At 37.8% G+C, this 14,006-nt stretch carries 15 protein-coding genes; 5 read left to right on the top strand and 10 right to left on the bottom strand.

Annotation, left to right across the window (positions count from 1 at the left end; translation table 11 throughout):
* Positions 1-15 precede the first annotated feature (15 nt).
* From CDZ92_RS18865 to CDZ92_RS18840, 6 genes are all read right to left on the bottom strand, one after another.
* Positions 16-729, bottom strand: a complete 714-nt coding sequence (locus CDZ92_RS18865) for a YwiC-like family protein (RefSeq protein WP_096156740.1) — start codon at positions 727-729, stop codon at positions 16-18.
* A 313-nt stretch (positions 730-1,042) separates the two neighbouring features.
* Positions 1,043-1,501 (bottom strand): respiratory nitrate reductase subunit gamma, encoded by a 459-nt coding sequence (locus tag CDZ92_RS18860; RefSeq protein WP_227521567.1) that lies wholly within the window; start codon positions 1,499-1,501, stop codon positions 1,043-1,045.
* Between the two features lie 599 nt (positions 1,502-2,100).
* Positions 2,101-2,334, bottom strand: a complete 234-nt coding sequence (gene moaD, locus CDZ92_RS18855) for a molybdopterin converting factor subunit 1 (protein WP_096156738.1) — start codon at positions 2,332-2,334, stop codon at positions 2,101-2,103.
* Positions 2,331-2,795 carry a molybdenum cofactor biosynthesis protein MoaE gene (locus CDZ92_RS18850; protein ID WP_096156737.1) on the bottom strand — a complete coding sequence of 155 codons (465 nt, stop codon included), beginning with the start codon at positions 2,793-2,795 and terminating at the stop codon, positions 2,331-2,333. The genes moaD and CDZ92_RS18850 overlap by 4 nt, the downstream gene beginning before the upstream one ends.
* Positions 2,779-3,291 (bottom strand): molybdopterin-guanine dinucleotide biosynthesis protein B, encoded by a 513-nt coding sequence (gene mobB / locus CDZ92_RS18845; RefSeq protein WP_096156736.1) that lies wholly within the window; start codon positions 3,289-3,291, stop codon positions 2,779-2,781. The genes CDZ92_RS18850 and mobB overlap by 17 nt, the downstream gene beginning before the upstream one ends.
* A complete protein-coding gene (locus CDZ92_RS18840; RefSeq protein WP_096156735.1) occupies positions 3,288-4,571 on the bottom strand; it encodes a molybdopterin molybdotransferase MoeA in 1,284 nt (427 codons plus the stop codon). Before CDZ92_RS18840 ends, mobB begins: the two co-directional genes overlap by 4 nt.
* Positions 4,572-4,772: 201 nt before the next feature.
* Here CDZ92_RS18840 and ric point away from each other — a divergent pair, with 201 nt between their 5' ends.
* Positions 4,773-5,486: an iron-sulfur cluster repair di-iron protein gene (ric, locus tag CDZ92_RS18835; protein WP_096156734.1), complete on the top strand. Its 714-nt coding sequence runs from the start codon at positions 4,773-4,775 to the stop codon at positions 5,484-5,486.
* Between the two features lie 17 nt (positions 5,487-5,503).
* Entirely contained in the window at positions 5,504-6,034 is a 531-nt protein-coding gene (locus CDZ92_RS18830) for a hemerythrin domain-containing protein (RefSeq protein ID WP_096156733.1), read from the top strand.
* 86 nt (positions 6,035-6,120) lie between these two features.
* On the opposite strand, the gene CDZ92_RS18825 is transcribed toward CDZ92_RS18830, so the two are convergent.
* Positions 6,121-7,131, bottom strand: coding sequence for a MoeB/ThiF family adenylyltransferase (locus CDZ92_RS18825; protein ID WP_096156732.1), 1,011 nt, complete (start codon positions 7,129-7,131; stop codon positions 6,121-6,123).
* Positions 7,132-7,260: 129 nt separating this feature from the next.
* On the opposite strand from CDZ92_RS18825, the gene CDZ92_RS18820 reads away from it, so the two are divergent.
* Positions 7,261-7,761 carry a MogA/MoaB family molybdenum cofactor biosynthesis protein gene (locus CDZ92_RS18820; RefSeq protein ID WP_096156731.1) on the top strand — a complete coding sequence of 167 codons (501 nt, stop codon included), beginning with the start codon at positions 7,261-7,263 and terminating at the stop codon, positions 7,759-7,761.
* Between the two features lie 25 nt (positions 7,762-7,786).
* A complete protein-coding gene (gene moaC / locus CDZ92_RS18815; RefSeq protein ID WP_096156730.1) occupies positions 7,787-8,275 on the top strand; it encodes a cyclic pyranopterin monophosphate synthase MoaC in 489 nt (162 codons plus the stop codon).
* A 162-nt stretch (positions 8,276-8,437) separates the two neighbouring features.
* Here the strand turns inward: moaC and moaA are convergent, their stop codons facing one another.
* Together moaA and CDZ92_RS18805 are read right to left on the bottom strand one after the other, a co-directional pair.
* Positions 8,438-9,451, bottom strand: coding sequence for a GTP 3',8-cyclase MoaA (gene moaA / locus CDZ92_RS18810; protein ID WP_096157070.1), 1,014 nt, complete (start codon positions 9,449-9,451; stop codon positions 8,438-8,440).
* Positions 9,452-9,818: 367 nt separating this feature from the next.
* On the bottom strand, positions 9,819-11,114 hold the full coding sequence (locus CDZ92_RS18805; RefSeq protein ID WP_096156729.1) for a NarK family nitrate/nitrite MFS transporter: 1,296 nt from the start codon (positions 11,112-11,114) through the stop codon (positions 9,819-9,821).
* A gap of 403 nt (positions 11,115-11,517) precedes the next feature.
* Between CDZ92_RS18805 and CDZ92_RS18800 the strand changes: the two genes are divergently transcribed.
* On the top strand, positions 11,518-12,069 hold the full coding sequence (locus tag CDZ92_RS18800) for a hypothetical protein (RefSeq protein ID WP_096156728.1): 552 nt from the start codon (positions 11,518-11,520) through the stop codon (positions 12,067-12,069).
* Positions 12,070-12,126: 57 nt separating this feature from the next.
* On the opposite strand, the gene CDZ92_RS18795 is transcribed toward CDZ92_RS18800, so the two are convergent.
* Positions 12,127-13,911 (bottom strand): acyl-CoA dehydrogenase family protein, encoded by a 1,785-nt coding sequence (locus CDZ92_RS18795; protein ID WP_096156727.1) that lies wholly within the window; start codon positions 13,909-13,911, stop codon positions 12,127-12,129.
* Positions 13,912-14,006 lie beyond the last annotated feature (95 nt).

The raw sequence follows: 14,006 nt of genomic DNA, 5'->3' as shown, positions 1-14,006 counted from the left end.
ACCTTTAGCATAGCTTTATATAAATATAATGACTCCTATAAAAAAGAGGACAGAGTTAACAATCTCATAAATGCCGACTTTCATGACACTTACATTTTTACCGTGAAAATAAATAGCTCTTACTAAGCTTGGTAAGAATGCAAAAATAAAAGCTGCGTATCCGAGTATTGGTAGTCCAATTATTACTGCAATGTGATAACCCCATGATAAGTACTTATATGTTGAGCTGTTCTTCTCTCGGATCATTGTTTTCACGTAAAAAGTACTTCCCACAAAAAATAGTAAGCTTAATGTGAATAGCAGCCAAGCTGTTTCATCAAGTGTGTTCGTACCAAGGAAGTAACTTGCTAGCCCTCCAATACAAAAAACGATAATGGCACTAAAATCGTTCCAAATGGCTCTCTCATTTTTTATTTTTGCAAAATAAGCATTAATAAAGAAAAATGGAATCATGCTTAATCCAAAATAAAATAAAGTTGGATTTTTGATAAGCGTTATAAGTAAAAATAGGATGGATGGAATAGCATAAATAATGGTCCATTTTAGATAAAGTTGAACTTTCTTCTTTTTTACTAACATGAGTAACGGATTGGTAGCTAAATATAAGAAAAACCATCCAAGAAAAAGTGGAATATGATATATACTAGGCTTTCCAGCTATAACCCCTAATAAAAACGGAATAATCAACATTGCCCATGCTCCGTGCTGCTTTGGCATTAATGGTTTCATCTCTATCACCTCTTTGTTTTACTACCTTTATTATAAACTTTCACGATTAGGTTGTTTGTGATGTTCGTCACATTCCTTCAAATTAGTTTAAAGGGGAAGATGTAATAAAATTGACGCTAATATAAAATTCATTTCTAGCTGTTGATTGGAGCGCAAGTCGGAGACTCCTGCGGGAGAAGCGGGGAGCGGGAGACCCCGCAGTCGCGAATGCGATGAGGAGGCTCCCGGCCCGCCCGCGGAAAGCGAAGATTTGCTCTCCAATCAACAGCGGTGTTTAGTTTATCATCTAAAAAGGCAAAAAAAATGAGCCAGATTATCTGCTCATCTTTTCTTCTAGTTTTTGTTGGTTAATGGACGGTAATTGTGCATTCCATTTGTATTCTCTCGTTTTGAAAGCGATGATTGTTTTGTAAAAAAAATTAATATTTTTCATAAAAAGAACGAACATTGCAATTGCAAAAAATACGTGAATTGCCAGGATGGCCGGTTGTTGTGCAATTTGGTTCATGTTTGGATTTAAAGTAACAAGCCCGATGATCCAACTGAATAAAAACGTGTGAACCGAGTAAACTTTGAACAATAAAACAATAGATGCACCAGTTAATACATAACCTAGTGAGCAAATTTTTAATAGTAGGATGGATTTCTTTTCTATTTTAACGTTTTGAGCTTCAGACTCTTCTTGTAGTCGATAATCATGTTTCCAAATAAACGCCATAATCCCTATTGCAACGAATGTGTAGGGAGTAATAACCCACAGGATGATATCCATTATATTCACTTGTTTCACCCTTTTTCTTTTAAGTTACTTTTATTATAAGAGATGGGTCAGATGCTAACTGTGATATTAATCACTTTATGGCGAGAAAGTGAATTTTTTTATACTTTTTAATACCGCTGTTGAATTCCACGCATATCTTCGCTTTCCGCGGGCGGGCCGGGAGCCTCCTCATCGCTCCGCTCTTGCGGGGTCTCCCGCTCCCCGCTTCTCCCGTGGGAGTCTCCGATATGCGTGGAATTCAACAGCTGAAAAGTAAACAAATTGAAACAATAAACATAAAAGCAACTATCAAAATAAAAAAACATTTTAATAATGAAGATGTTTTTGTTATAAGTTGAATGTTTCGTTTTAACTTGTGTTTCAATTCTTTTGTTTTGTGTTTCAATCTGATTAGTTTCTGTTTCAATTTACTGCATTTGTGTTTCAATTTTCCTTGTGGACATAATTTAACTATGCTTGTGTTTCAATTAATAATTTTGTGTTTCAATCTAAAGCGTTTCTGTTTCAATCTTCCAACTTTGTGTTTCAATCCATCTTAACTAAAAAAACTACTGAACCTTAAAAGTACAGTAGTAGCTTCTATTCCTTACTTACCCTCCACTCACAGGTGGGATGCATGCGACTATATCTCCTGCACGAACGACCATATTATCTGATGCAAACTCTTCGTTTACGGCGATCATTACTTGGTTCATGTTCGGTAGTCCATATTCTTTACTTAACAACTCTTTTAGTTGAGAAACAGTCATTTCCTCCATGTCTATGACTAACTTCTCTTTTCCATAAGCTTCTTGTAAAAAGGAAAATAATAAAATAGTAATCATTTCTCGATTCCCTCCGGTGCTCCATTAGGATAAGCGGTCTTTTCCAATTGGTCACCAATCCACATTTCGCCATCTTCCCAATGTTCTTTTTTCCAAATTGGCACGATCTGCTTAATACGCTCAATTGCATATTCGTTTGCTTCATAGGCATCTTTACGATGAGGTGTGGATACTGCGATAACAACGGCAATATCCGTGATGTCTAGGCGACCAATTCTGTGCGCAATGGCCACTTTTGCATCTACCCACTTTTCATTTATTTCATCTCCAATTTCGGCTAACTTTTTCTCTGCCATAGGAACATAAGCTTCGTATTTTAAATAAAGCGTTCGTTTTCCTTTTGTGAATTCGCGTACTGTGCCAATAAAGGTTGTAATGGCTCCTGCTTCACGACGCTCTACTTTTTTCACCAACTGCTCTACACTTATTGGTGCTGATACTATTTCAAACATTTTTCCCATTACTTAGATCCACTTCCTTCCCAATCCATTCTAATAACTTTTCTGTATCCGTAATATGGAAAACTGGTATTTCTTCCTTTATTTCTAAGTCTCCCCATACAACAACGGCAATTATGTCCGATAATTCTTTTAACAAATGTAAGTCTTGCTTACTTCTTAAAATAACTATTTTCGGGTATTTTTCTCGCTTATACCCTTCAACTATAACTGTCTCCGTACCAAGAAATTTGTAAAAAGATAAAATTCTCTCCAAGTTCCATCCACGACTATTGGAAACAAGTTGAATTCCACCAGATCCCTCCACCGTCGAAATCGTCGAACCTGCTTCCATATGTTTCAATGAATCTCTGCGCGGTCCATAATCAGGCGCTCCGCCGTGACCATGATGTTTGATTGTTGCAACTTCTAATCCCTTACACGTTAAACGACGTATTACGTTTTCCACTAGCGTTGTTTTTCCGCTATTTTGAAAGCCTACAATTTGAATAACTTTCATTCAGCTTCCTCTCCCCACGGCCACACGCTACCAGTTTCGTCTTCTAGTAATAATGCTTTTACTGCCATTCCTGTTTGAAAACCTCGTGTTCCTCCAGGTAAAACAATTAGAACATTTGCTCCAGAAAGAGATGTAACGACATTCGATTTATCTAAACCGCTAGGTCGAACTACTACTCTCCCACCCTCAAAAAATAGTGTTCCTCTTACAAATCTTGAGAATGGATTTGGTTTTGGGAAATCTTCGCCAAGTTCTGCCTCTACAGCTTGTAAATGTGGCATATCAGAAAATAACATCCTTCTGACAACCGGCCTTACAAACAATTCGTATCCAACAAAACAAGCGGAAGGATTACCAGATAGTCCGAACAATAGTTTTCCATTCCATTTTGCAACAGTTGTGACACTTCCAGGTCGCATTGCTACTTTATTGAAAAGCACATTAGCACCTAATTTTTCGTAAATGGCTGGCAAGTAGTCATAATCTCCTACAGAAACGCCGCCTGTTGTAATAAGCATATCTACTTGTGACAATGCATTTTTAACCGCCTCAAAACACGTGTCAAAGTCGTCTTCTAGTTTTCCAAAATATTTCGCAATTGCACCGCTTCGCTTTATTTGTCCTTGAACCATATAGGAGTTACTGTTTCTAATTTTTCCAGGTACTAACGGTTCCTCAACATCTAACAATTCTGTACCTGTTGCATACACACCAATGACTGGCTTTTTGGCTACTTGGACTTTTCCGTAACCGAATGTCGCTAAGAGCGCTTGTACACCAGGATTAATAGGTGTTCCTTTTTCTACTAAAGCTGTACCTTTTTTCGCATCTTCACCTTGAAAAGAAACATTGTCTCCTTGTTTAAAAGGTCTTTTAATGCTCATGTACTTTTTTCCGTCTTGCTCATATTCTTTCGTTAGCTCTAACATAACAACAGCGTTTGTAAAGGCTGGCATTTGTGCTCCGGTCATGATCCTCACTGCTTGTAATTTACCAATTTGCTTGGAAGAAACATAGCCCGCCCCTATTTCATCTACTATTTCAAATTCAACTGCATTTTGTCCGGAAGCTTCAATAGAATCTTCCGCTCGTATTGCAAAGCCATCATACGGTGATTTTGGAAAAGGTGGTACATCGTGGGTTGCCTTTAATGGTGCTGCTAAATACCGACCATAAGACTCTACTAAATCAACAGATTCAACTTTACCTTTTGGTGAAAATGGCATGATTCTTTTTACTGCTTCCCCTACTTGTATTGGTGTTCTTCTTTCTACCGGCATTTCATTCACTCCCTATATAAAAAATCGTTATGTTAAAGGTATCAAAGTCCATGAATCCGAAATGTGATATACGTCACACTTCACAAAAATGTGACATTTGCATCAAAATCAGCCTTAATTGTGTGATGCACGTCACACTCCAAGTTCAAAATTAAGGATAGGATAAAAGTGTAATAGAAAAAGAAATTGGAGGCGAAAGTAATGGCAAATGTATTTCATGAACAATCTAATGTAGGTGAAATTGTCGCGAAGTTTCCGAAAGCTGGTGACTACTTCAAGTCAGTCAGAATAGATTTTTGTTGCGGTGGGAACAGACCACTCATTGAAGCAATAAACGAACGTAACTTAGATTCAGAGGAAGTCATTAATGATATAAATACACTATACGAAGATGCTCAGCGTCGAAACGAAATCGGTGCAGATTGGCAATTGGCATCTTTTGAAGAAATTATTGATATCATCATTCAAAAACATCATCAATTTTTACAAGAAGAACTACCAGCACTTAGTCCTTATGTAACAAAAGTGTTAAGAGTACATGGGCATCACCAACCACACTTAGCAGAAATTCACTCGCTGTTCTATGAATTAAAGAAAGAATTAGAGCAACATACGATAAAAGAAGAAACGGTTATTTTCCCAGCTATTATGGAGGCAGAACGCACGGAAGTTTTACAAGCAACAGAAGAGCTTGCTAGTAAAATTAAAGAGTTAGAGGACGAGCACGATGCAGCAGGCGATATAATGAAACGTCTACGTGAAATTACAAATGATTTCCAACCACCTGAAGGAGCTTGTGGTACTTATCAATTAGTGTATCGCCGCTTAGCTGCCATTGAAGATGACCTATTCAATCATGTTCATTTAGAAAATAACGTATTGTTCCCGAAAGCACGTGATCGTTGGGCAATTTAATAGAGGAGTGAAATATCATGAATCAATGTGGCTTATTTCAACAAAGCGCACAAAATGTTCCACTGTGTGAAGCGCTTGGAATTTTAAAGGCGGAACACACTCCACTCAATGAAGCAAAGGCAAATGTGAATAGCATGGCCAGTCAGTTTTTAGAAGAATCAATGGAAGGCGATTATGCAGATGCGTTATTAACACTGCGTAAAGAAGTACAGTTATTTTTTGATAGTTTAAAAGTGCATTCCGAAAAAGAGGAAGGTATTCTTTTTCCGATGATGCATAAGTACATTGGAAAAGATTCTGGCCCGCTCGTTGTAATGGAATATGAACACGATGAAGCGAAACGAAACATAGTTAGCTTTTTAGAGGGTACTGATTTTATTGCTGAAACTATTACGGAGGAGAAGTTTCAGAAACTTGTCACTCATGTTAAGGAAGCATACGAGATTTTAACTGCGCATTTTATGAAGGAAGAAATGGTATTGTTTCCGATGGCGGAGCAATATTTAACAGTTGATGAAAAAACTGAACTATTATTGAAAGTGAAGTAAATGTTTTTTGGAAACTTGTGACTACTATTTCTCATTTTTATTCTCCTATGAAAAGGCTGGCGACATCTTATCACCAGCCTCTTTTTTTATCCTAAAAATTGATAGTATAGTTTTTTTGCCTCTACGATGGAGTTCGTTCCGTGCACAAAGACTCTTCCATCTAGGAAGAAAACTAATCGATAGTTTGGTAAGTGTAGCGAGACTAAGTAAGGATTTGTATTTACTTTACCATGTGTTGAAAGTTTAGTAGCAAGCTCATTTAAGTCGACTTTCTCTTTTTTTGCTGGGCGAATTTGTACGGTGTTTCTCCCACATAGTGCTTCTGTTTTTGTTTCGTATTCATAGGACAAATAAGGGTAGGATCTATCTTTCCCGCATGAAGGACAGTGTTTGCTTTTTGCTTGTTGAACGCCCATGGTATAATGTTGATTTTTCCATACATCAAATGTGAATAAGCCTTTTCTTACAGCTTCCAAGTCTTCCACCAGCACCTTAAGCGCTTCTGCCACTTGATATGCAGCAACAATCTGTACTGCAGGGCTGATGATACCAACACTATCACATGTCATGCCGCTAGACGGTATTACTTTTAGCAAACAGTGTAGGCATGGTGTTTTTCCAGGTAGTATCGTATATGTCATGCCAAAACTACTAACACAAGAACCGTAAATCCAAGGGATAGAGTGTTTTTGTGCAATATCGTTAATAACTAGCCTCGTATCAAAGTTGTCCGTTCCATCTATTATTAAATCTATTCCACTTACTAACTCTTCTAAAGTGGAAGCCTGTACATCCATTATATATTCACGAACTTCTACCTCAGAATTCACTTCTTTTAATCTATTTTTAGCAGCAATTACTTTCGGTGTTTGCTGTTTTGCATCTTGTTCTTTGTAAAGTTGTTGGCGCTGTAAGTTGCTCCAGTCTACGTAATCCCTATCTACAATCGAAATTTCCCCAACACCTGCACGCACTAACATTTCCGCCGCAGCACTACCAAGCGCACCAGCTCCTACAATAAGTACATGCTTTTGTTGCAATTTCTGTTGGCCTGTTTCTCCAATTGACTTAAATAATTGTTGCCGAGAATATCTCATTCATAATTCCCCCTGACTTACCTTTATTACATCACGATACACAATCTCAATCTGTGACGAACATCACAGATGGAAGTCTCACAGTTTGGTAACTTTATAATAAGATCTAAAATTTTTGAGGTGATTTCAGTGATTCCAAATAATAAGTTTACAAACGTTCAATTTGCTGTTTTAACAGTTAGTGATACAAGAACGGCAGATACAGACAAAAGTGGCCAAACGATTATGGAAATCGTTAAAAGTCATAATCATCGTATAGCCGATTACAAAATTGTAAAAGATGAGTTTGATTTAATTGTGGATGCTTTGAAGACTTGGTGTGGGGCTTCTTCAGAAGTACAAGCCATTATTATTACAGGTGGCACTGGCTTCACACCAAGAGATGTAACATATGAAGCAGTGACAACTGTGATTGAAAAAGAAATGACTGGCTTTGGAGAACTGTTCCGCCATTTAAGTTTTGAAGAAATTGGAACAAGGGCAATGTTTAGTAGAGCAACAGCTGGAAGTCTAAATTATCGTGCCATTTATGCCCTGCCGGGGTCCACTAATGCTGTGAAATTAGGAACGGAAAAAGTAATCCTTCCATCCGTATCTCATTTTTTAGAGGAACTCATTCGAGTGAAATAACTATTTTTTAAGGAGTGTTGTATGCATGTCTACTTTTTCTCATTTTAATAAAGAAGGCAGACCTAAAATGGTCGATGTATCGACTAAAAATGAAACAAGTCGTAGTGCCATCGCTAGAAGTACAATTGTTTTTTCTGAAGAATTGTATGAAGCTATTCAAGCTGGCGGCGTGAAAAAAGGAGATCCATTGCAAACAGCTCAAATTGCTGGTGTAATGGCAGCTAAAAAAACGTGGGACATTATTCCGATGTGCCATCCGTTATTATTGCAAGGGATTGATTTTGGTTTTGATTATGAAAAAATGGAGGAAGGTTACGCTTTGAGAGTGGAAGCGATGGTTAGGTGCAACGGGAACACTGGCGTGGAGATGGAAGCATTAACAGCCGTTTCTGTCGCAGCACTTACGTTTTATGATATGTGTAAAGCTATTGATAAATCGATGGTGATTAAGGAAACGTTATTAGTGAAGAAAACAGGTGGGAAGAGCGGAGAGTATAATCATCCTGGGGTTTAATAGATAGAAAGAATGCACTTCTTAGATTCAAGAAGTGCATTTTTTTTGAAATCAATTCAAATTAGTATTATCAAGTTCATTTTTCTTTTTTGCTTTAGCCAAAATGAACTTGAGACGCCTTATCAAGTTCATCTCCACCTTTTTATCATACATAGTTGAACTTCATCCCCCAATGTAAGACATCTCTATTTTTTTTCGTTGCTTTGCACTTTCTTCTGTTCGCTCTTCGGAGTAACGATCTGCCCTTTTCTCCCATATGCGTTTAATCATGTAAGTTAAGTATTCGTCTGATGCTCCTTCGCGTATAACATCTTTTAAGGAAGAACCTTCTGTTGCAAATAAGCAGTTATAAAACTTACCATCAGCTGAAAGTCTAGCACGTGTGCAACTAGAACAAAATGCTTCGGAAACAGATGTAATAAAACCGATTTGTGCATCTGTACCTTTATGACGGTATCTTTTCGCTACTTCTCCAAAATACGTTGGCTTTACTGGTTCTAACTCAAAGTGTTGAGATAGTATATCAAAACTTTCTTTTTTCGTAACAACGTAATCAAACTTCCAACCGTTTGAAGTACCAACGTCCATAAACTCAATAAAACGTAGTTGAACTCCAAGTTCTTTAAAGTATTTTGTCATCGGCACAATATGTTGGTCATTTAAACCTTTCTTCACAACCATATTTATCTTCACTTCAAGTCCTGCGTCTATTGCTGCTTGTATCCCTTTTAAGATTGGCTTAACACCAACACCACGGCCGTTTATCTTCTTGAGTAGTTCCTCATCTAATGTATCAAGGCTTATGTTAACACGTTTTAATCCAGCACCTGCTAGAGCTCTAGCTTGCTTTGGTAAGTGAACTCCATTCGTTGTTAAGGCTACATCTTTTATACCTTCAATTGCATTCAATTGCTCGACTAATATTGGCAAGTCTTTTCTTAACAGTGGTTCTCCACCGGTTAGCCTTACTTTTTCGACACCAAATGCTGCAAGAATTTTTGTAATGCGAACAATCTCTTCAAAACTTAACAGCTCTTTTTCTTGTAGAAATGGAAAATCTGGGCCGAAAAGTTCTGCTGGCATACAATATGCACATCTAAAATTACATTGGTCTGTAACAGAGATACGGATATCGCGCATCGGTCTTTTCAATTGATCTTTTAATGTTTGTATCATTTCGCCCATTTCACATCTCTCCAAGCTAGTTTTTTTTGATACTTTTATTGTAAGCCCGGTGCCTCTAACGTTCTGTGACATACATCACACCGGAAGCAAAAGGTATATTCTTGTGAAGAGATTGTGAACTATATAATAAAATAATTTAGATGTATTACTAAGTGTTGATGTTTGCGGAAGGTGCTCGCTTTCCGCGGGTGGTCTCGGGAGCCTCCTCAGTGCTCCGCACTTCCGGGGTCTCCCTTGACGCACTTTCCCCGCAGGAGTCTCCCACCTTCCGCAAACATCAACTTAATTAATCAATAACTTTTTTACTAATCCTATTAAAAAGACCCTACGTCCATTAGACATAAGGTCAATCTCTAAATTAACATTTCACTTCTGCATTTTTTCTTGCGTAGTAGTACCAAGTAACTCCTAAGCTGATAACATAGTAACCGATTAAAATATAAAGGGCCATATCGACTGCACCTGTTGTATCTACAGACCAACCGAAAATTTTCGGTATCAAAAATGCACCATAGGCTGCAATGGCTGCTGTGAAGCCAAGTACTGGTGCTGCTTCTTTTTCTGGGAAAATAAACGGAATCATACGGAATGTTGAACCGTTTGCAATACCAGTCGTAGTGAAAAGAATGAGGAACATAATTAAGAAACCAGTAAAGTTATTTTGATTAACAAAATAGATAACTCCAAATGTAGCTGCAATCATAATAACAATATCCCAAAATGTGACGATTGCTCCACCTAGTTTGTCAGATAGCCAACCACCGACAGGACGGATTAATGCTCCAAGTAAAGGACCAATGAATGCTAAATGAACAACGTTTAGATCTGCAAACTCCGTTTTTAATAAAAGCGGAAATGCTGCTGCATAACCGATGAAAGAACCGAAACACATTGTGTAAAGCCATGTCATAATCCATGTATGCTTTCTTTTGAAAATAACAGATTGTGCTTTGAAAGATTGTTTCGCAGAAGGAATATTATCCATTCCGAACATCGCTGCAATTACTACGATGATAATTGGTACTACCCAGATAAAGGCTGCATTCTGGATCCAAACTGTTGATCCAGTTGCTGTCGTTTGGTTTGCTCCACCAATTGCACCGAACACACCTAACGTAATAATAATAGGTGTTAAAAACTGAACAGCACTTACCCCTAAGTTTCCGATACCTGCATTAATTCCAAGAGCTGCCCCTTTTGCTTTTTTCGGATAAAAGAAACTTATATTAGCCATGGAGGAAGAAAAATTACCTCCACCAAAACCACAAAGTGCAGCTAGAATGGCCATTGTTGTAAAAGAAGTTTCAGGATTTTGCACTGCAATTCCTATTCCGATTGCTGGAATTAGTAACGTTGTTGTGGAGAATATTGTCCAATTTTTCCCACCAAATATACCTGGCATGAATGTGTAAAAAATACGTAATGTTGCCCCAGTTAATCCTGGGAGAGCTGCTAAAGTGAATAACTCACTCGAAGTAAACGCAAAACCTACGTCGTTAAGACGAACTGCAACAACCGACCAGATTTGCCATACTGCAAACGCTAAAAATAAAGCTGGAACAGAGATAGAAAGATTTCTCCTTGCATGTCGCTTCCCTTCTTTCTCCCAAAATTGTTCGTTTTCTGGATTCCAGTCTTTTCCGATTCTTGCCACTATTATGACCTCCTCTAACTTCCTTGTTTGAAAGGATGTTTATTGTAAGACTACTAAAAAGAATAAATTAACAGTATTCGTTGAAATTCACTAAAAATTGCGAGACTCCTGCGGAAAAACGAGCCAATCGGGACCCCGCAGGAACGAGGAGGCTCGATGGTTCGTCCGCGGAAAGCGAGCGAATTTTAGTGAATTTCAACATTATGTTTAATGCACTTTTATCATAAAAAAAGGAAAGCGTTGGAGATGTGACATTTGATACACTATTTAGATGGTTCAAAAAGTCTTCACAATTGGTTTATGTTGAGGAGATTTTCTTATGTTGTGTGAGTTTCATCACAGTAATAAATTCCACTAACCTTTACACTTATTCATAGCATGATTGATTAGGAAGGTGAGTGTTATGTTTACGGTTACGGTGACGTCTGAGAATAATATAAATATAGATAGTGTAATGCGAAAGCTAGGATGGACTAGTTTTAACGGTGAATATTCAAGAGTTTTAGATTATGGGAAAAAATTAATTACAATGAAATTAGATGCAGAAAATGATCGTACGTTAATCGGAGAATTTGCTCAAAATTTATCCATGAAAGAATATAAAGCGATTAATGGGTGGTTAAAAGAAATCTTATTAGCATTGGACGGTATGGTGAATGATGAGAATAGTAAACTAGGCTATTTAGCTGATGGCAGTCCCGCTTGTATTTTGACAAATTGGGAGAAGTGGGATACTTTTTTAATAAAAGCTCGTTTGCGTTCTCTTGAAGGAAAGAAAGTAATGGCGCTAGACCCTTCTGGGGAAATGTTAATTGAAGGTTTGTTAGTAGAATACAGCTCTTCTGTTGATGAAAAAGATGGCTCTTTATCTATATCTTCTTGTACGGTTATTACTTTGTTTGGTGAGCGTACCGTAAATGGAGAAGGATTGGCGATTGAAGCTGTATATGAGTGATAAAATTAACCCCAACCTCGAACGAACAACGAGATTGGGGTTTTGTATTTTTCTAGATTAAACTATATATTTCTGTGCTTCTAGCACACCAGCAGCGATTTCGCGTTTTTTCGCGATTACGTTGATTGGTGTGTGGCGAGTAAATTTACGTAGAGCGGACATCATCATACGTAATGTGTCACCTTGCTCTGTTGCAACAAGCGTTTCTTTTGAATCTGCTTCGATTTCGTTAAACGCTTCTTGGCAAAATACTTGTGTGTAAAGAATTTTTTGTTTTGCTTTTTCTTCGCCAACTTTTTTAATTGCTTTTTCTGTACGTAAGACAACAGATTCCATTGCGTATACGTTGCTAATGATGTCTGCAATATTGTGTAGTAGCTCTTGCTCTTTTTCAAGTGCTTTTCCGTACTTCTGAGCAACTAAGCCTGTTAGTAAGATTCCCATTTTCTTTGCATTCTTTACTAAATACTTTTCTTGCTCTAATACGCCGTCGCCTACTTCTTCTGGCATTAGCATCATTAATTCTTCTTGTAAGCCCATTGCCTTTTGAATTAAAGGCAGCTCGCCTTTTAATGCTTTACGAAGGAAAGTGCCTGGCACTAATAAGCGGTTGATTTCGTTTGTACCTTCAAAAATTCGGTTAATACGAGAGTCACGATACATTCTTTCAATCTCGTATTCTGCCATAAAGCCATATCCACCGTGGATTTGAACGCCTTCATCGGCAACATAGTCTAATGTTTCTGAACCGAATACTTTGTTTAAGGAACACTCAATTGCATATTCAGCAATTGCGTTTGCTACTGCTTTCGGGTCTTTCTCTTGTTCTGGTGTTAAACGACCTTGATTATCTTCATATAAACCTACTGTACGGTATACAGAACTTTCCGCTGCGTATGTTTTCGTTGCCATGTTCGCGATTTTTTCTTGAATTAATGAGAACTTTGCAATCGGTGTTTTGAATTGTTGACGTTGGTTTGCATATGTTGCTGAAAGCTCGATACCACGCTTAGAACCACCAACAACACCAACAGCTAACTTGTATCGACCGATATTTAAAATATTGAATGCGATAACGTGTCCGCGCCCTACTTCACCTAATAAGTTTTCTTTGGGTACAACTGCATCTTCTAAAATTAATGTACGAGTAGAAGACCCTTTAATACCCATTTTCTTTTCTTCTGGTCCAACAGAAACGCCATCAAATTTACGTTCTACGATGAATGCAGAGAAGTGCTCCCCGTCTACTTTTGCATAAACTACGAATACGTCAGCAAAACCAGCGTTTGTAATCCATTGTTTTTCACCGTTTAATACGTAGTGAGTGCCCTCGTCGTTTAGCTTAGCAGTTGTCTTTGCACCTAATGCGTCTGAACCTGAACCTGGCTCTGTTAATGCGTAAGCTGCTAACCACTCACCTGTTGCTAACTTTGGAAGGTATTTATGTTTTTGCTCCTCGTTTCCAAAAAGTACGATTGGTAATGATCCAATTCCTACGTGTGCTCCGTAAGATAATGAGAATCCTCCTGCACGTGAGAATTTTTCTGTAATTAAAGAAGAACTAATTTTGTCTAATCCGAATCCACCGTACTCTTCTGGCACGTCAGCTCCTAATAGTCCAAGCTCTCCAGCTTCTTTTAATAGTTTGACAGAAATGTCAAAGTTGTGATGTTCGATTTCTTCTAGGTTTGGAACTACTTCGTTTACGACGAATTCTTCCGTAGTTTTCGCAATTAGTTTATGTTCATCTGAGAAATCTTCTGGTGTGAAAACTTTCTCGCAATCAATATCATCTAATAAAAAGCTTCCGCCTTTTACAACATTTTCTAACGTATTAGACATGGTAAATCCCCCTTGGTTTGTAGTTTAGCAAGAGAGTCTGTTTGCCCTCTTTCTAATAAACTATTTCTAAGACCGCTGTTGATTTCCGTGCAAGG

The sequence above is a fragment of the Bacillus sp. FJAT-45066 genome (assembly GCF_002335755.1).
Lineage (GTDB): Bacteria > Bacillota > Bacilli > Bacillales > Bacillaceae_I > Bacillus_CD > Bacillus_CD alkalisoli.
Note: the sequence above shows the minus strand (reverse complement) of the source record. Positions and strands in the feature narration are given on the sequence as shown.